The sequence below is a fragment of the Caballeronia sp. LZ024 genome (assembly GCF_031451455.1).
Classification (GTDB): domain Bacteria; phylum Pseudomonadota; class Gammaproteobacteria; order Burkholderiales; family Burkholderiaceae; genus Caballeronia; species Caballeronia telluris.
On record NZ_JARUXL010000001.1, the window covers coordinates 324,708 to 342,927 of the forward strand.

At 64.2% G+C, this 18,220-nt stretch carries 17 protein-coding genes; 5 read left to right on the top strand and 12 right to left on the bottom strand.

What is annotated here, in order from left to right; all coding sequences use genetic code 11:
* Positions 1-4: 4 nt before the first annotated feature.
* The 10 genes from rapZ to kdsD form a co-directional block, all read right to left on the bottom strand.
* Complete coding sequence (gene rapZ / locus QCE48_RS01575; protein WP_309786488.1) at positions 5-901, bottom strand: RNase adapter RapZ; 897 nt, start codon at positions 899-901, stop codon at positions 5-7.
* A 97-nt stretch (positions 902-998) separates the two neighbouring features.
* Positions 999-1,967 carry an HPr(Ser) kinase/phosphatase gene (gene hprK / locus QCE48_RS01580; protein WP_062639198.1) on the bottom strand — a complete coding sequence of 323 codons (969 nt, stop codon included), beginning with the start codon at positions 1,965-1,967 and terminating at the stop codon, positions 999-1,001.
* A 164-nt stretch (positions 1,968-2,131) separates the two neighbouring features.
* A complete protein-coding gene (ptsN, locus tag QCE48_RS01585) occupies positions 2,132-2,623 on the bottom strand; it encodes a PTS IIA-like nitrogen regulatory protein PtsN (RefSeq protein WP_309786486.1) in 492 nt (163 codons plus the stop codon).
* A gap of 324 nt (positions 2,624-2,947) precedes the next feature.
* Positions 2,948-3,307, bottom strand: coding sequence for a ribosome hibernation-promoting factor, HPF/YfiA family (gene hpf / locus QCE48_RS01590; RefSeq protein ID WP_062639196.1), 360 nt, complete (start codon positions 3,305-3,307; stop codon positions 2,948-2,950).
* Positions 3,308-3,492: 185 nt separating this feature from the next.
* Positions 3,493-5,010: an RNA polymerase factor sigma-54 gene (locus QCE48_RS01595; RefSeq protein WP_309786485.1), complete on the bottom strand. Its 1,518-nt coding sequence runs from the start codon at positions 5,008-5,010 to the stop codon at positions 3,493-3,495.
* Positions 5,011-5,155: 145 nt separating this feature from the next.
* Positions 5,156-5,923, bottom strand: a complete 768-nt coding sequence (gene lptB, locus QCE48_RS01600) for an LPS export ABC transporter ATP-binding protein (protein ID WP_309786484.1) — start codon at positions 5,921-5,923, stop codon at positions 5,156-5,158.
* A gap of 11 nt (positions 5,924-5,934) precedes the next feature.
* Positions 5,935-6,624 carry a lipopolysaccharide transport periplasmic protein LptA gene (gene lptA / locus QCE48_RS01605; protein WP_087629314.1) on the bottom strand — a complete coding sequence of 230 codons (690 nt, stop codon included), beginning with the start codon at positions 6,622-6,624 and terminating at the stop codon, positions 5,935-5,937.
* A gap of 30 nt (positions 6,625-6,654) precedes the next feature.
* Positions 6,655-7,257, bottom strand: coding sequence for an LPS export ABC transporter periplasmic protein LptC (gene lptC, locus QCE48_RS01610; RefSeq protein WP_309786483.1), 603 nt, complete (start codon positions 7,255-7,257; stop codon positions 6,655-6,657).
* 4 nt (positions 7,258-7,261) lie between these two features.
* The gene (locus QCE48_RS01615) at positions 7,262-7,831 is read right to left on the bottom strand and encodes an HAD family hydrolase (RefSeq protein WP_309786482.1); all 570 of its coding nucleotides are present in this window, start codon (positions 7,829-7,831) and stop codon (positions 7,262-7,264) included.
* Complete coding sequence (kdsD, locus tag QCE48_RS01620) at positions 7,831-8,814, bottom strand: arabinose 5-phosphate isomerase KdsD (protein ID WP_309786481.1); 984 nt, start codon at positions 8,812-8,814, stop codon at positions 7,831-7,833. The genes QCE48_RS01615 and kdsD overlap by 1 nt, the downstream gene beginning before the upstream one ends.
* Before the next feature lie 158 nt (positions 8,815-8,972).
* Between kdsD and QCE48_RS01625 the strand changes: the two genes are divergently transcribed.
* The 5 genes from QCE48_RS01625 (at position 8,973) to purU (ending at position 14,009) form a co-directional block, all read left to right on the top strand.
* Positions 8,973-10,967: a cation:proton antiporter gene (locus QCE48_RS01625; RefSeq protein ID WP_309786480.1), complete on the top strand. Its 1,995-nt coding sequence runs from the start codon at positions 8,973-8,975 to the stop codon at positions 10,965-10,967.
* 44 nt (positions 10,968-11,011) lie between these two features.
* Complete coding sequence (locus QCE48_RS01630) at positions 11,012-11,578, top strand: adenine phosphoribosyltransferase (RefSeq protein ID WP_309786479.1); 567 nt, start codon at positions 11,012-11,014, stop codon at positions 11,576-11,578.
* A 4-nt stretch (positions 11,579-11,582) separates the two neighbouring features.
* Positions 11,583-12,197: a LysE family translocator gene (locus tag QCE48_RS01635; protein WP_309786478.1), complete on the top strand. Its 615-nt coding sequence runs from the start codon at positions 11,583-11,585 to the stop codon at positions 12,195-12,197.
* A 71-nt stretch (positions 12,198-12,268) separates the two neighbouring features.
* The gene (locus QCE48_RS01640) at positions 12,269-13,114 is read left to right on the top strand and encodes a DUF4743 domain-containing protein (protein WP_309786477.1); all 846 of its coding nucleotides are present in this window, start codon (positions 12,269-12,271) and stop codon (positions 13,112-13,114) included.
* 25 nt (positions 13,115-13,139) lie between these two features.
* Entirely contained in the window at positions 13,140-14,009 is an 870-nt protein-coding gene (gene purU, locus QCE48_RS01645) for a formyltetrahydrofolate deformylase (protein WP_309786475.1), read from the top strand.
* Positions 14,010-14,081: 72 nt separating this feature from the next.
* On the opposite strand, the gene QCE48_RS01650 is transcribed toward purU, so the two are convergent.
* Both QCE48_RS01650 and uvrA read right to left on the bottom strand, forming a co-directional pair.
* A complete protein-coding gene (locus QCE48_RS01650; protein ID WP_309786474.1) occupies positions 14,082-15,167 on the bottom strand; it encodes an AI-2E family transporter in 1,086 nt (361 codons plus the stop codon).
* 146 nt (positions 15,168-15,313) lie between these two features.
* Complete coding sequence (gene uvrA / locus QCE48_RS01655) at positions 15,314-18,187, bottom strand: excinuclease ABC subunit UvrA (protein WP_309786473.1); 2,874 nt, start codon at positions 18,185-18,187, stop codon at positions 15,314-15,316.
* Between the last annotated feature and the right edge of the window lie 33 nt (positions 18,188-18,220).

Genomic DNA, 18,220 nt, shown 5'->3' on the forward strand with positions numbered 1-18,220 from the left:
GCGATCAGGTTGGCGTGTGCGCCGCGCTGCCATCGACCGCGATGGGCGCGTCGCGATGCCGCACGATTACTTTCGCCTTGTCGTTAAAGCGCGCGGCGAGCGCCTGGGCGATGAACACCGAGCGATGCTGGCCGCCCGTGCAGCCGATCGCGACGGTGAGATAACTGCGGTTGTCGTCGCGAAACTGCGGCAGCCATTTCGCAATGAACGTGCCGATGTCGTCGATCATCTGATGCACCATCGGCTGCGCCGACAGATATTCGATGACCGGCTGGTCGAGACCCGTCAGCGGTCGCAGTTCGCGGTCGTAGTACGGGTTCGGCAGCGTGCGGACGTCGAACACGAAATCGGCGTCGAGCGGCACGCCGCGCTTGAATCCGAACGACTCGAACATCAGCGTGAGTCCCGCCGATTCCTGCTCGATGAAGCTCTTCACCCACGCGCGCAGCACGTTCGCGCGCAGATTGCTCGTGTCGATCTGATGCCCGAACTCCGCGAGACCCCAGACGAGTTCGCGCTCGCGCTCGATGGCTTCGGCGAGCGACTTCAGGAGGCCGACGTCGGCGTCGTGCGCGGGCGAGCCCGAGAGCGGATGACGGCGGCGGGTTTCGGAAAAGCGCTGAATGAGCGACTGCGTGCTCGCGTTCAGGAACAGCACGCGCAGGTCGTAGGCGACGGAAAGATCGCGGATGATCGCGGGGACATCGTCGAGCGAGACGCTCGAGCGCGCGTCGATGGCGACGGCGAGATGCGTCTGTCCGACGCTGGCGAGATATCGGGCGAGCTCGGGCAGAAAGCGCGGCGGCAGGTTGTCGACGCAATAGTAGCCGCCGTCTTCCAGAGCGTTCAGCGCGACGGACTTGCCGGAACCGGAAATGCCGGTGATCAGAATGATACGCATGGAGTTCGACTCGTTCGCTTTATCTTAGCACCTGCAATGATGCGCGGATTTGTCGCAGGAACCGCGCGCGGCGTGCTTTGGCGCGGCGCTCGCGCGGTCAGATCAGTTTGCCTGGAAACTGGCTGTCGGGGTCCTGCATCGCAAGCCGCTGACGGTCCATGAAGTCGCGCAACGTGTCGATGCCGCGCAGTTGCAGGATCGTGTTGCGCACCGCCGCTTCGACCAGCACGGCGAGATTTCGCCCGGCCGCGACCTGAATCGTGACCTTGCTGATCGGCAGGCCGAGCACGTCGACGGTCTGGCTTTCCAGCGGCAAGCGTTGGAATTCGCCGTCCGGCCGGCGCACGAGTTGCACGATCAGCTTGAGCTTCATTTTTCGCCGCACCGCGGTTTCACCGAAGATCGTCTTGATGTCGAGCAGGCCCAGGCCGCGCACCTCGAGCAGATTCTGCAACAGCGGCGGGCAGCGCCCTTCGACGAAATCCGGGCCGAGGCGCACGAAATCGACGGCGTCGTCCGCCACCAGCCCGTGGCCGCGGCTGATCAGTTCCAGCCCCAGTTCGCTCTTACCGAGGCCGGAGTCGCCGGTGAGCAGCACGCCCATCCCGAGGATGTCGAGGAACACGCCGTGCAGCGTCGCGCGCGGCGCGAGAATGCGCGACATGTAGAGCCGCAAACTGTCGATGACCGCTGCCGCCGACATGCGCGTGGTGAAAAGCGGCGTCGACGAGCGGGTGCAGCGCAAGACCAGTTCCGGCGGTGCGCCGACTTCGCCCGCGACCACGAGAAACGGCGGCTCGAGCGCGATCAGCTCGGCCATGTTGCGCGAGCGGTCTTCGTCGGATTGGCGTTGGTAGTAGTTGATCTCGGCGTCGCCGAGCACCTGGATACGGTTCGGGTGAATCAGGTTCAAGTGGCCGACGAGATCGGCACTCGATGTAGCGTTCGCGACCGTCTCGCTCGAAAAGCCGCGTTCCCAGCCTTCGTGACCCGTCAGCCAGCTGAGTTTCAGCGCGGCCGCGTTGTCGTCGAAAATGCTCTGGGCGTTGATGCTGGACGTATCCATGAGTCCGGAACTCCGTTGGAAGCCGGGAGCGGGCTTCTGTTCCGGGGCTCGCACCCGAGCCCATCGCAGTCCGCTCCATTGAACCGATTGTGCCCCAGAAGCCCGGCCCGCGCGAGCCGGCCCGCGGCCGCCCGGTCAGGCCGTGCGTGCCGCCGAAGCTGGATTTACGGCTGCCACTGCGTGAGCACCTGATACAGCGCTTCACGATTCTCTTCCTTGTTGAGGCGTTCACGCGCTTGCGTGTCGGAGAGCAGTTGTGCGATCTCCGACAGAATTTCAAGATGCTGCTGCGTGGCCTGCTCGGGAACGAGCAGGAAGATGAGCAGCGACACCGGCTGGCCGTCCGGCGATTCGAATGCGATCGGTTCGGCCAGGCGCACGAAGGCGGCGATCGGCTGCTTCAGACCCTTGATGCGCCCGTGCGGGATCGCGACGCCTTCGCCGAGACCGGTCGAACCGAGGCGCTCGCGTGCGAAAAGATTGTCCGTGACGGTGCTGCGGGCGACGCCGTTCTGGTTCTCGAAAATCAGCCCGGCTTGCTCGAATACGCGTTTCTTGCTGGTGACGGTCAGTCCGAGAACGACGTTTTCGAGGGGAAGAAATTTGGCTAAACGATTCATGTTGGCAGGCTGATGCGTGGCCTGAATTCTCCTCATCGTGGCGACTGATCGAAAGCGCTCACGGCGATGTTTGGAAGGAACAGCGCTCGCTGGCGCGGTCCGATAGTGGAATTCGATAATAACCGGTTCATTATATGACAGCGCAATCGTGATGGTGCAGCGCGCCATCGACTTCGGGCACCTTTTCGCAACGGTCAATTCGCCCGGAAATCAACGACTTGAACCTGGCGTGCAACAAAAAAGCCGCCTGGGTTCAGGCGGCTCGTGCCAGGTTGCACCCTTCCTTTGCTCAATCACGAAATTCGAATAATCCTTCGAATTGTTGCGCGATGCATCAGGCGCTTCGTTTGGCCGGCAAAATCACGGCGACGGGGCTTCGAGTTCCTGGGGTTCCGCACGATACTTCGCGGCCTCGTGCGCGTGGCCTTGAATCTTGTCCTTGTGCTTGATGACCTGGCGGTCCAGCTTGTCCACCATCAGGTCGATCGCTGCGTACATATCAGCGTCACAACTCTCGATGAAAATGTCCTTGCCCTTCAGGTGCAGGTTGATTTCCACCTTTTGCCGCTTGTCCTTTTCCCTATGATTGTCGACCGAGAGGACCACATTGCCGTCGATCACTTGATCGAAATGACGGAGCACCCTGTCGAGTTTGGTGATCACGTACTCGCGCAACGCAGGCGTCAATTCGAGGTGGTGTCCACTGATCTTCAGATTCATAGTTGCTCTCCAAGCTAGTGGCCGTGGATCGCGACAGCGCGGCTGAAACCGGTCGGCCCTGCTGCCCGTTTGCTACGCCGTCCGGGCGCGCGTGAAAAACGGGACGCATCGGCCGGCTCGTTCGCGCTTACCGCGATGCGGCCGGTAAAGGCCCGCCGCGAAATGCAGCGGGCTACAGAGACGTGTCACAGAGACTTGCGCAGATTCACCGCGGGGATTTTCAGAGCTTCGCGATATTTCGCGACAGTGCGCCGCGCGACCACGAATCCCTGTTCCGCCAGCAGTTCGGCGATGCGGCTGTCTGAAAGAGGAGATTTGGAGTCTTCCACTCCTATCAGTTGCTTGATGAGGGCCCGGATCGCCGTGGACGATGCCGCGCCTCCTGTGTCGGTCGAAACGTGCGATCCAAAGAAGTACTTAAATTCAAGCGTCCCAAATGGGGTGAGCATGTACTTGCCGGTCGTCACACGCGAAACCGTCGACTCGTGTAAACCCAGCGTATCAGCAATTTCCCTCAAAACCAAGGGCCGCATGGCAATTTCGCCATGTGCAAAAAAGTTCTTTTGACGCTCAACAATTGCCTGCGCGACACGCAGAATTGTCTCAAACCTCTGCTGAATATTCTTGATGAGCCAGCGCGCTTCCTGAAGCTGCTGACGCAGTGATCCGCTGCCCGGATCGCCCCGGTTGTTGCGCAGAATGTTCGCGTATAGATGGTTGATCCGCAGGCGCGGAACGATCTCCGGATTGAGTTCGGCGGTCCAGCCGCCCGTGGTCTTGCGCACCAGAATGTCCGGCACGACGTAATCCGCTTCGCTCTTGCCGTACGCCGCGCCCGGAAACGGCTCGAGCGACCGGATGAGCGCGTGCGCATCGCGCAGGGCGTCGTCGCTGGCCTTGAGTTGCTTGCGCAGACGCGTGAAGTCGCGCGCGGCAAGCAGTTCGAGATGATGTGTGACGATTTCCAGCGCGAGCGTGCGCGTCGCTGATGGATCGAGCCGCAGCAACTGCAGCTTCAGGCATTCCGAAGCCGAGCGCCCGCCGACGCCCGGCGGATCGAAGCTTTGCAGGAGCGCCAGCGCGGCGCTGAGTTCGTCGACATCGACTTCGAGTTCGTCCGGCAAATCCTGCTGCACTTCGTCCAGCGACGAAGTGAGATAACCGTCTTCGTCGAGTGATTCGATCAGGAACGTAATGAGCGCGCGGTCGCGCTGGTTCGCCTGCGTCATGCGCAACTGCGCGGTCAGATGATCGCGCAGCGTGGTGGTGGACTCGTGGATTTGCAGCGGCGGGAGATCGTCGTCGTCGGAACCGGTGTTCGAGCGGCCGTAGTCTTCCAGATTCCACGAATTCGAATCCGCGGCGCCGTCCGCGCCGAGGCCGTTGTATTCGTCGACGCCCTGTGGCTCGCCGTTTTCCGATCGTTCGGATGTGGACGTGCTGCTCGTCGAGCCGTTGTTCATCAGCGGCTCGGGCGGCGCGCTCGACGTGTTCGCCGAGGTGATGAGCGAGCCGTCGGCGGCGACGCGCAGCGGACTGGCGATCCAGTCGTCCTCGTTTTCGAGCAGCGGATTCTGCGCGACCGCCATCGCGACCTCTTGTTGCAGTTCGAGCGTCGACAACTGTAGCAGCCGGATGGACTGCTGCAGTTGCGGGGTCAGCGCAAGATGCTGCGATAGGCGGAGTTGGAGGCTGGCTTTCATGGCAAAGTTTTAATCATTGTAGAGAGTTTGCCACGCGCGCGAAACCTCGCGGGATTTCGCAAAAACAGCCGTGCCCGCTCGCGGGCGGCACGTAAGATTTGCAACTCGCGATGCCGCGGTGCAGTAATCCGCGGCGGTGCACCGGTCACATGCGGAAGTGCTCGCCGAGATACACGCGGCGCACGCTTTCGTTTTCGATGATCTCGCTCGGCGCGCCGGCGGCGAGCACGCTGCCGTCGCTGATGATGTACGCGTGGTCGCAGATGCCGAGCGTTTCGCGCACGTTGTGATCCGTGATGAGTACGCCGATGTTGCGCTGCTTCAGAAACTTGACGATCTTCTGGATTTCCAGCACGGCGATCGGATCGACGCCCGCGAACGGCTCGTCGAGCAGGATGAACGCCGGATTGGTCGCGAGCGCGCGGGCGATTTCGACGCGTCGCCGCTCGCCGCCGGAGAGCGACAGCGCCGGATTGTCACGCAGATGCGCGATCTGAAGTTCGTCGAGGAGCGCTTCGGCGCGCTGCGTGATGGCGTCCTTCGTGAGCCGCTTGCCGGCCTCGGTCGTTTGCAGTTCGAGCACGGCGCGAATGTTCTGCTCGACGGTCAGCTTGCGAAAAACCGAGGCTTCCTGCGGCAGATACGACAGCCCGAGTTTCGCGCGCTGGTGAATCGGCAGGAGGCTGATCGAGGTGCCGTCGAGCGCGATTTCGCCCTCGTCGAGCGGCACCAGGCCGACGATCATGTAGAACGACGTCGTCTTGCCCGCGCCGTTCGGGCCGAGCAGCCCGACGACTTCGCCGCTCTTCACGTCGAGCGACACGTCCTTGACGACCGTGCGCGAGCCGTAGCGCTTTTTAAGATTGCGGACGGCGAGCGAACTCGATTCACCGGCCGGCTTGCGATGGGGCATGGCGGGCGAGTTCACTGCTGCGGCGTTCCCTGAATGGTGGTGGAAGGAGCGAGCGTGGCGGGCGACCCGTTGAGCGGCGCGGCGTTGCCGTTGCGCGGCGAGAGCATGGCGCGCACGCGGCCGGTCGGGTTGCCGGGGCCTGCGACGTCGGAGCCCGCCTTCGCGGTGTAGAAGTCCTTCTGGCCGTCGTAGGTGATCACGCTGCCGTGGACTTCGTCCTGGATCTTCGTCAGGCCGACCAGCCGGCGTACGACCGCACGCGTCGTGAGCGTGGTCAGGTCCTGCTTGCCGTCGTAGTCGATACGCACGGCATTGCCTTCGATGTACTCGTCGAGGCCGTCGCGCTTCTGGCGGAAGTACGACAGGTTGTTGCCGGTCGAGGTGCCGGTTGCGTACTGGTAGCCCTGCGGGTCTTGCGTCACTTCGACACGGTCGGCCTTGATCACGATCGTGCCCTTGGTCGCGACGACGTGCCCGATGAAGATGTTCTTCTGCTTCAGGTCGTCGTAGGACATGTTGTCCGCTTCGATGTTGAGCGGCTTGTCGCGGTCGGCGCGTTCCGCGTGGGCTGCCGGGGCAAAGCCCGCGATCGGCAGCGCGACGAGTGCGGCCGCGAGCCCGAGCTGCGCGGCGCGGCGCGCGCGGCGCGAAAGCGCCTCGCGCGGACAGCCGGAATCGGGACGAGGGAACGTTTCGTTCATGCAGTCACACTTGGGATGGGATTGCCGGGATTACTTGGAAGAGCCGCCGTTGATATCGGTCGAGGCGATCGCGCCGCGCACGTTACCAAAGAGCTTCATTTCCCGGGTCACGTTGTTGTAGTTCATGCCGTTGGCCGTCATCACGGACGGACCGCGCTGAAGTTTAACCGGCTTTTCCGTTTCGATGACATCGTCATTGACGAAGATACGGAAATGCTGGGAATCGGCCTGCATCTGCGGATCGCCGTAGCCCGCCACGCGCAGGATGCGCGCGTTGTCGTAAAGATCGACGATCGAGACGTCGCCGTTCACCGTGCCGCGCTCGGAGGTCGCGGTCACTTGCGGCTTCTGCGGCTGGAACATGCGCATCGCGGGCAGCGTGAGGTCGCTGTTCTCGTCGTCTTCATAATGGACCATCGACTTCGCGGTGAGGCGATATTGCGTCGTGCCGGTCGTGTCGAGTTCGGAGACGGAAAAGTTGTCGGCGAAATAGTCCGCCGTGTGGCGCTTCGGCTGCTCGGGCGCCGGCCCCGACTGTGGCAGCGTCGCCTGCAAGAGCCAGTACGTGATGCCCGCGAGCGCGGCCACCGCGACGAGCGGCAGGAGCGAAGTGAGTCGGCCTGGGCGCTGCATCGCGTCAGGCTCCCATCGCGGCGGCGAGCAGTTCGTCGTAACGATGCTGCGCGCGCGCGATCGCGTCGCACACTTCGCGCACCGCGCCGTGGCCGCCGCGCGCCTCGGCGACCCAGTGCACGCGCTGGATCACTTCCGGATGCGCGTTGGCCGGCGCGGCCGCGAAGCCGCACAAGCGCATGACCGCGAGATCGGGCCAGTCGTCGCCCATGTAGCCGCATTCGGACGCGGCGATGCCGGTCTTCTGCAGCAGTTCGGCGAGCGCGACGGTCTTGTCGTCCACGCCCTGATAGAGATGCGTGATCGAGAGTTCGCGCACCCGCGCCGCGACGATGCCCGACTGGCGCCCGGTGATGATCGCCGTCTGCACGCCGATTCGTTCCAGCATCTTCACGCCGTAGCCGTCGAGCGAATTGAACGACTTCATCGCGTCGCCGTCGGCGTTGAAGAAGAGGCTGCCGTCGGTAAAAACGCCGTCGACGTCGAAAATCATCAGCTTGATGCGGCTCGCGCGCTCGGCTGCCGTGCCCGTGGCGGCCGGCGCTGCGCTGGCGGCGGAAGGCTTCTGCGCCATCAAATCACCTTCTTGGAGAAGAGGTCGTGCATGTTCAGGGCGCCGATCAGCGTCGCGTTTTCATCGACGACCAGCATCTGATTGATGCGGTGGCGCTCCATCAGTTCCACGGCCTCGACGGCGAGATGGTCCGGCGCGATCGTGCGCGGGTTGCGCGTCATGACGTCGACGAGCGACAGCGCGCGGAAATCGCCGTCGCGCTGCAGCACGCGGCGCAGGTCGCCGTCGGTGAAAATGCCTTCGACGTGGCCTTTCGCGTTCACGACGGCCGTCATGCCCATGCGCTTGTCGGTGATCTGGAAGAGCGCGTCGGCGACGGTTGCATCGAGCGGCACTTGCGGCACGTCGTCGCCCACGCGCATCACGTCGCGCACGTAGGTGAGCAGGCGCCGGCCGAGCGCGCCGCCCGGATGCGAGCGCGCGAAGTCGTCGGGGCCGAAGCCGCGCGCGTCGAGCACCGCGACCGCGAGCGCGTCGCCGAGCGCGAGCGCCGCGGTCGTGCTGGCGGTGGGCGCGAGATTCAGCGGGCAAGCTTCCTTTTCGACGCGCGCGTTCAGGTGCATGTCGGCGAGTTGCGCGAGGCTCGATTCGGGACGGCCCGTGATCGCGATCAGCTTGGCGCCGAGACGCTTGATGAGCGGCAGGATCGCGACGAGTTCTTCGGTCTCGCCGGAGTTCGACATCGCGATGAAGATGTCGTCGGAGGTGACCATGCCGAGGTCGCCGTGGCTGGCTTCGGCGGGATGCACGAAGAACGCGGGCGTGCCCGTGCTGGCGAGCGTCGCGGCGAACTTGCGCGCCACATGCCCCGACTTGCCGATACCCGACACGACCACGCGGCCGCGGCAGCCGAGCAGCAGTTCGACGGCGCCGGTGAAGTTGTGGTCGAGAAGATCTGCGAGCCCGCGGACGGCGTCGGCTTCGATGTCGAGTACGGTGCGAGCCAGCGCGAGTGCCCGGTCGCCATTGATTTTCGCTATCATTCGCGGAGTATAACAAAGGCGTTTCTTCGCCGCGCCGGACACCCAGCGGCTCGCCGCCGCTCATCCGCCCCCCGAAAGGCCTGCCGCAAAAGGCCATCCCCGAGAACTGCGCGCGTGCCGCGCGAGCGGTTCCGCCGACAAACGAGGACGCTAGACGGATGACATCGCCGCTTGAAATGACGCTGTTGCTGCTGCTGTGCTCGGTGGCGGGAGTCGTCGTGTTCCGGTTTCTGAACCTGCCGCCGATGCTCGGCTATCTGGCGGTCGGCATCGTCGTCGGGCCGAATGCGCTGCGCATCGTGCCGGACAGCGGCGGCGCGCAGCATCTCGCCGAATTCGGCGTCGTGTTCCTGATGTTTTCCATCGGGCTGGAATTCTCGCTATCGAAATTACGCGCGATGCGCCGCATCGTGTTCGGACTCGGCGCGTGCCAGGTTGCGGGGACGATCGCCTTCGCGATGTTCTTCGGCTGGATCGCGAGCTTCTGGATGAACATGTCGTGGCAGGCGAGTTTCGCGCTCGGCGGCGCGCTTTCCATGTCGTCGACGGCGATCGTCAGCAAGCTGCTCGCCGAGCGGCTCGAACTCGAAGCGGAGCACGGCCGCAACATCTTCGGCGTGCTGCTGTTCCAGGACCTCATCGTCGTGCCGCTGCTCATCATCATCGCGGCGTTCGGCAACGGCCAGTCGTCGCAGCTCGCGATGTGGCTCGGCATCGCGGCGGTGAAGATCGTCGTCGCGCTGACGGTGCTGCTCTTCATCGGCCAGAAGTTCATGACGCGCTGGTTCGATCTCGTCGCGCGGCGGCGCTCGCAAGAGCTCTTCATGCTGAACCTCTTGCTGGTGACGCTCGGCGCGGCGTTCATCACCGACAAGTTCGGGCTGTCGCTCGCGCTCGGCGCGTTCATCGCGGGCATGCTGATCGCCGAGACGCCTTACCGGCATCAGGTGGAAGAGGACATCAAGCCGTTTCGCGACGTGCTGCTCGGCCTCTTCTTCGTGACGACCGGCATGCTGCTCAACCCGCGCGTGATCTGGGAGCATCCGCTCCTCGTGCTCGCGTTCCTGATCGTGCCGATCCTGCTGAAGGCCGTGATGATCACCGGGCTCGCGCGGCTCTTCGGCGCGCGGCCGGGCGTCGCGATGCGCACGGGTCTTTATCTGGCGCAGGCGGGCGAATTCGGCTTTGTGCTGCTGAACCTGATTTTGGACGCGCATCTCGTCGAGCCGGTGCTGCTGCAGGCGATCCTCTCCGCGATGCTGCTCTCGATGCTCGCCGCGCCGTTCATCATCCAGAACGCGGACCGGATCGTGCTCAGGTTGTCGTCGACGGAATGGATGCTGCAATCGTTGCAGATGACGAAGATCGCGACGCAGAGCCTCAAGCAGAGCGGCCACGTGATCATCTGCGGCTACGGCCGCGCCGGGCAGAATCTCGCGCGGATGCTGGAGCACGAGGGCTTGTCCTATGTGGCGCTCGATCTCGACCCGGATCGCGTCGCGGCGGCCGCGGCGGCGGGCGAATCGGTCGTATTCGGCGACGCCGGGCGTCGCGAATCGTTGCTCGCCGCGGGCCTGCACCGCGCGGCGACGGTCGCGATTACGTATGCGAACACGCCGTCCGCGATGCGCGTGCTGCACAACATCCACGAGCTTCAGCCGACGTTGCCCGTGATCGTGCGCACCGTCGACGACGCCGATCTGGAAAAGCTGATCGCGGCGGGCGCGACGGAAGTGATTCCGGAGATCGTCGAGGGCAGCCTGATGCTCGCGTCGCATACGCTCGTGCTGATGGGCGTGCCGATGCGGCGCGTCGTGCGGCGCGTCGAGGAAATGCGCGACGAGCGCTACAGCCTGCTGCGCGGCTATTTCCGCGGCGCCGACGACCTCGACGACGACGATGGTCACGAGCAGGTGCGGCTACAATCGGTGCCGATCGACGAGAACTCGGACGCGGTCGGCCAGACGCTCGAAACGCTTGGGCTCGTCGGCGACGGCATCGAAGTGACCGCGATCCGGCGTCACGGCATTCGCGGCGTCGAGCCGGACCCCGAAACCAAGCTGCGCGCGAAGGACATCGTCGTGTTGCGCGGCCTGCCCGAAGAACTGGCGCAGGCCGAAGAGCGGTTGTCGCGCCATCGCCGAGCCGCCTGATTCCGCACGCTCGAATGCCGAGCGCCATGTTCCCCGGAGACACCATGTCGAGCATCCCATCGACCGCCGCGCGCGAGGCCGCGCAATTCATCAAGGACCGCGTGCGCACGATCGACGACTGGCCGCAGCCGGGCGTGCAGTTCCGCGACATCACGCCGGTGCTGCAGGACCGCCGCGCGCTGCGCACGCTGATCGACCTGTTCGTGCAGCGCTATATCGACGCGAAGCTCGACGCCATTGCGGGGCTCGACGCGCGCGGTTTCATCATCGGGCCGATTCTCGCGTATGAACTGAGCCTCGGCTTCGTGCCGATCAGAAAGAAAGGCAAGCTGCCGTACAGGACGCTCTCGGAGTCGTACGAACTGGAATACGCGAGCGCGACCGTCGAAATCCACGAGGACGCCGTGAAGCCGGGCGATCGCGTGGTGCTCGTCGACGATCTCGTCGCGACCGGCGGCACGATGATGGCGGGCACGCGCTTGCTCAAGCGCCTGGCCGCGACGGTCGTGGAAGCCGCGGCGATCATCGATCTGCCGGATCTCGGCGGCTCGGCGCTCTTGCGCGAGGGCGGCGTGCCGCTCTACACCGTGTGCGAGTTCGCGGGGCACTGAAGCGATGCCGAATTTCCTGCTCTTTCTCGCTGCATCGGTTGCGATCACGGTCGCGCCCGGTCCCGACAATCTCCAGGTGCTCGCACGCGGCATCTCGCAGGGACGCGCGGCCGGGCTCGTCGCGGCGCTCGGATTCGCCGCCGGCATCAGTTTCCACACGACGCTCGCCGCGCTCGGCGTCGCGGCGTTGCTGCGCTCGTCGCCGGTCGCGTTCGAAGTCGTGAAGCTTGCGGGCGCTGCCTATCTCGTGTGGATCGGCATCAAGGCGCTGACGAGCCGAGGGCTTGCCACCGCGCACGAACGCCCCGCGCAGGCGCTGTCGACGGTGTTCCGGCAAAGCGTGATCGGCAACATGCTGAATCCGAAGGTGACGCTCTTTTTCATCGTCTTCCTGCCGCAGTTCGTCAATCCGCACGGCGGCCAGAGCGTGATGCTCCAGATGTTCGAACTCGGCGCGTTGTTCATGCTGCAGACAGTCGTCGTGTTTTCGGCGTTCGGCTTCTGCGCCGGGATGATCGGCGCGTGGCTCAAGCGCCGGCCGCGCGTGGGCGTGTGGCTCGACCGCCTGGCAGGCGCGACGTTCATCGCGCTCGGGATTCGCGTCGCGCTGAAGGACTGAGCGCGCGTCGCCGGAAGGCCTCGCACGCTACAATTGCCGGCTTTTCGCCGCCTGGCGCCGCCGGAGTTTCCATGTCCCTGCCTTCGATCGCCGCCGCCCGCCGCTTCGATCCCGCCGCGCATCGGCCGTTTTTCATCGGCGACGAGCGCGTCGGCTGGGTGCGTCGCGGCGATGTCGATTTGCTCGCGTGCTGGCCAGACGTCTTCGAAATCGACGCTTCGTCCGTTCGGCTCTCTCACTCGTTCGATTCCGTCGGCGCCCGCAGCGCCGCGCTCGGCGCGGTGATCGGCATGCTCGCCGCGGAAGGCCGCATCCCGGGCTGGCGCGACGAAACCTACGCGATCCGCAACCACTTCGACGCCGCGCCGCTCGCGTTCATCGAACGCGCGGCGTCGCGCTTCTTCGGGACGATGACCTACGCGGTGCATCTGAACGGCATCGTAGAATATGACGATAGCGCGCCGCAGTTGTGGATCGCGCGCCGCAGCGAGACCAAGGCGACCGATCCCGGCATGCTCGACAACGTCGTCGCGGGCGGCATCGGCTGGGGAATGGGCATCGAGGCGACGCTCGCGAAGGAATGCTGGGAAGAAGCGGGCATGACGCCCGAACTCGCGGCGCGCGCGACGCGCGGCGGCACGTTTCACGTTTTGCAGACGCTGCCGGAAGGCACGCAGGCGGAACAGATTTTCGTCTTCGACGTCACGCTGCCCGCCGATTTCGCACCGCGCAACCAGGACGGCGAAGTCGGCGAACACCGGCTTGCGCGCATCGACGAAGTGGCGCGCTGGATCGAAGAGGGCGCGCTCACCGTCGACGCAAGTCTCGCGACGCTCGATTGCCTGCTGCGGCGCCGCTGGATCGACGAGGAAGCCTGCGAAGGCATCGCGGCGATCTACGCCTCGCCCGAGTTCTAAATATCACGCCAGGAGTGACCGGTTCATGTCGACCGAACATAGTTTCATTTTGAAGTTGTCGTGCCCGGACCGGCCCGGCATCGTGCATGCGGTGTCCGGGTTTCTGTTCAACCTCGGCAGCAATATCCTCGATTCGGCGCAGTTCGGCGACAGCCACACCGGCGAATTCTTCATGCGCGTGCATTTCCAGCAGGTCGGCGGCGATCCGGGGCTGGAGGCGTTGCGCAAGTCGTTCACCGAACTCGCCGACGAGTTCGGCATGCGCTGGGAATTGCACGACGCGTCGGTGAAGCCGCGCGTGGTGATCATGGTGTCGAAGATCGGGCATTGCCTGAACGACCTGCTGTTTCGCTATCGCACCGGCCAGTTGCAGATCGAGATTCCGGCGATCGTCTCGAATCACAAGGATTTTTATCAGCTCGCCGCGAGCTACGACATTCCGTTTCACCATCTGCCGCTGACGTCGTCCACCCCGCAGGCGAAGGCCGCGCAGGAAGCGCGCGTGATGGAAATCGTCGAACAGCATGACGTCGATCTCGTCGTGCTCGCGCGCTACATGCAGATTCTGTCGCCGCAAATGTGCGAGAAGCTCGCGGGCCACGCGATCAATATCCACCACTCGTTTTTGCCGAGCTTCAAGGGCGCGAAGCCGTATTACCAGGCGTTCGACCGCGGCGTGAAGCTGATCGGCGCGACCGCGCACTACGTAACGACGGATCTCGACGAAGGTCCGATCATCGAGCAGGAAGTGGAGCGCGTCGATCACAGCATGGCGCCGGATCAACTGACGGCGATCGGCCGCGACGTCGAATGCGTGACGCTCGCGCGCGCGGTGAAATGGCATGTCGAGCACCGCATCGTGTTGAACGGAAGCAAGACGGTGGTGTTCCGCTGAATTTTTGCCGTCGCAATGAAAATGGCCGCCTTCGAAAGGCGGCCATTTTTTTCGCGCGACGCTGCGTGAAGCTCAAACCAGCCGCAGATAAATCAGTTCGCGCTTGATATAGGCGTAGAAGATCGGCGCGGCGATCACGCCGGGCAAGCCGAACGCCGCTTCCATCGCGAGCATCGCGAGCAGCAGTTCCCACGCGCGCGCCTCGATCTGTCCGCCGATGATCCGTGCGTTCAGGAAGTATTCGAGCTTGTGAATCAGGATCAGAAACGCGAGCGACGCGACAGCCGTCCCGAACGACACGGAAAGCGAAATCGCGACGATGATCGTGTTCGAGATCAGATTGCCGATCACCGGCAGCAATCCGACGATGAACGTGACCAGGACGAGCGTCTTCGAGAGCGGCAGGCGCTCGTGAAAGATCGGCAGCGCGATCAGCAAATACATCGCGGTGAATACGGCGTTGATCGCCGAAATCTTGATTTGCGCAAAGACGATGCGGCGGAAGGCGTCGGAAAAGCGCGAGACGCGGGTGACGAGCGCGGTGGAAAGCGGCAGCCGGTGCGAGGTTTTCGGCGCGCCCACCGCGATGATCGCGCCGATGATCATGCCGATCAGGATATGCCCGAAGCCGCGCGCCATCTCCTTGCCGCCCTGCTGCAATTGCTCGGCGTGCTGATGCATCAGCTGAGTGGCCTTGTCCTTCATCTGCTCGGAATCGACGGGCAGATAGTTGCCGACCCATTCCGGCACGCGCAGGCGCGCGTGCGACGTGATCGTGAGCAACTGGTCGAGCAGCTTTTGCAGGCTCGGGACGTCGTGCTCGAAATGCTGGATGGTGGCGACCGTCGCGCCCGTCAGCCCGCCGATGATCACGGCGGAGAGCAGCACCACCGCGACGAGCCGCGCGCGTCCGCTCGTCATCCGCTTTTCGATGAACGGCGCGATCATGTGCACGAGCTGGTAGACGAGCATCCCCGCGAGCAGGCCGCCGAGCAGCTTCAGCTGCAACACGAGGTACATGGCAAGAAACGCCACGAGATAGCTGCCGATTTCCACCGCCGACAGCTTCGGCAAACTCATGTCGCTCGTCAGTCTGACCGGCCGGGCGGGCAGGTCCCGGACCCGCCGCTCGTCGGGCGCTTCGTTGCGCTTTGCCATGACCGCTTCCCATCTCCTGACGCCAACAGCGTTTATCACCGCCGCCACCCGGAGGTGCGGCTCATTTTCGTCGCTTGCTCATGCAGCCGGGCTTCAGTTTCCCCGCGCCGCCGCCCATGACGCTCAGGCGGCAACCCGGCTGCACATCAGGCCGCCGATTTCGCCCGTTGCAACAGCGGTGCCAGATATCGGCCGGTAAAACTGGCCTTCGACTTCGCGACCTGCTCCGGCGTCCCCTGGGCGATGATCTGCCCGCCGCCGGCTCCGCCTTCCGGCCCGAGGTCGATGACCCAGTCGGCGGTTTTGATCACGTCGAGATTATGCTCGATGATGACGACAGTATTGCCTTGATCGCGCAGCCGGTGAATCACTTCGAGCAGCAGCGCGATATCGTGGAAGTGCAGCCCGGTAGTCGGTTCGTCGAGGATATAGAGTGTCCGACCGGTGTCACGCTTGCTCAGTTCCAGCGAGAGCTTGACGCGCTGCGCTTCGCCGCCCGACAGCGTGGTCGCCGACTGGCCGAGGCGAATGTAGCCGAGCCCGACGTCGAGCAGCGTCTTCAGCTTGCGCGCGACCACCGGCACCGGCCGGAAGAATTCGTGCGCCGACTCGACCGTCATGTCGAGCACTTCGCTGATGTTCTTGCCCTTGTACTGGATGTCGAGCGTCTCGCGGTTGTAGCGCTTGCCGTGGCAGACGTCGCACGGCACGTAGACGTCGGGCAGGAAGTGCATTTCCACCTTCAGCACGCCGTCGCCCTGGCACGCTTCGCAGCGGCCGCCCTTCACGTTGAACGAGAAGCGGCCGGGATCGTAGCCGCGCTCCTTCGCCGCCGGCACGCCCGCGAACAGTTCGCGGATCGGCGTGAAAAGACCGGTGTAAGTGGCCGGATTCGAGCGCGGCGTGCGGCCGATCGGCGATTGATCGACGGCGATCACCTTGTCGAAATGCTCCAGCCCTTCGATCGATTCGTAGGGCGCCGGCTCCGTCGCCGAGCCGTACAGGTGTTGCGCGACCGCGTGGTAGAGCGTGTCGTTGATGAGCGTCGACTTGCCCGAGCCGGACACGCCCGTCACGCAGGTCAACAGGCCGACCGGCAGGTCGAGCGAGACGTTCTTGAGATTGTTGCCGTAGGCCTCGACGATGCGCAGTCGCCGCTCGTCGGGCGCGGTGCGCTCGGCGGGATAGCCGATCCCGCGCTTGCCGGACAGATACTGGCCGGTGACCGAGTTCGGATCGTTCTGAACCTGCGCCGGCGTGCCTTGCGCCACGATCACGCCGCCGTGCTCGCCCGCGCCCGGGCCCATGTCGACGACGTAATCGGCCATGCGGATCATGTCCTCGTCGTGCTCGACGACGATCACCGAATTGCCGATGTCGCGCAGATGCTTGAGCGTGCCGATCAGCCGGTCGTTGTCGCGCTGGTGCAGGCCGATCGACGGCTCGTCGAGCACGTACATGACGCCGGTGAGCCCCGAGCCGATCTGCGACGCGAGCCGGATGCGCTGCGCCTCGCCGCCGGACAGCGTTTCGGCGCTGCGTTCGAGCGACAGGTAATCCAGCCCGACGTTATTCAAAAACGACAGCCGCGCGACGATTTCCTTCACGACCTTGTCGGCGATTTCGCGCTTCGCGCCCTCGAGCGTGAGCGTCTGGAAATAGCCGAGCGTGTCGCGCAACGGCCAGCCGCTCACTTCGAAGATGCCGCGGGCTTCGTCGCCGGTGCCGACCTTCACGTGACGCGCTTCGCGACGCAGCCGCGTGCCTTCGCAGGCCGGGCACGGCTGGTTGTTCTGGTATTTGGCGAGCTCCTCGCGCACGGCGGTCGAATCGGTTTCGCGATAACGGCGCTCCAGATTCGGGATGATCCCTTCGAACGCGTGCTCGCGCACCGAGGTCCGGCCGCGCTCGTTGATGTACGAGAACGGGATGAGCGTCTTGCCCGAGCCGAACAGCAGGATTTTGCGAACTTTCTCGGGCAGGTCCTCGACCGCTTGCTCGATGTCGAATTCGTAGAATGCCGCGAGACTTTGCAGCATCTGGAAATAGAACTGGTTGCGCCGGTCCCAGCCCTTCACGGCGCCTGCCGCGAGCGATAGCGACGGATGCGCGACCACCCGCTTCGGGTCGAAGAAGGTGATCTGGCCGAGTCCGTCGCATTCCGGGCACGCGCCCATCGGATTGTTGAACGAGAAGAGCCGCGGCTCCAGCTCCTGCAACGAATACGAGCAAACGGGGCACGCGAATTTCGAGCTGAAGAGCTTCTCGCGGTCGGTGTCCATTTCGAGCGCGATCGCGCGGCCGTCGGCGAGACGCAGCGCCGTCTCGAATGATTCCGCGAGCCGCTGCTTCATGTCGGGACGCACCTTCAGCCGGTCGATGACGACGTCGATCGTGTGCTTGTCGTTCTTCTTCAGCTTCGGCAGCGAGTCGACTTCGTAGATTTTCGCGACGCCTTCGTTCGCCGTGCCGCCGCCCGAGCGGATCCGGAAGCGGATGAAACCCTGCGCCTGCATTTCCTCGAACAGCTCGACATGCTCGCCCTTGCGGTCCGCGACCACGGGCGCGAGGATCATCAGCTTGGTTTCCTCGGGCAGCGCGAGCGCGGCGTCGACCATCTGCGAGACGCTTTGCGCTTCCAGCGGAATGTGGTGATCGGGACAATAAGGCGTGCCGACGCGCGCATACAAAAGGCGCAGATAGTCGTGGATTTCCGTGACGGTGCCGACCGTCGAGCGCGGATTGTGGGACGTGGCCTTCTGCTCGATCGAAATGGCGGGCGAAAGGCCCTCGATCAGATCGACGTCGGGCTTTTCCATCAACTGCAGGAATTGCCGGGCGTAAGCAGACAGACTTTCGACATAGCGGCGCTGACCCTCAGCGTACAGCGTATCGAACGCGAGCGACGACTTGCCCGATCCGGACAGGCCCGTAATCACGATCAGCTTGTGACGCGGCAGGTCGAGACTGACGTTTTTGAGGTTGTGGGTGCGAGCCCCACGAATACGGATTTCTTCCATGAACCGGGCGGAAAGTGAGGGGGCTAAACCTGC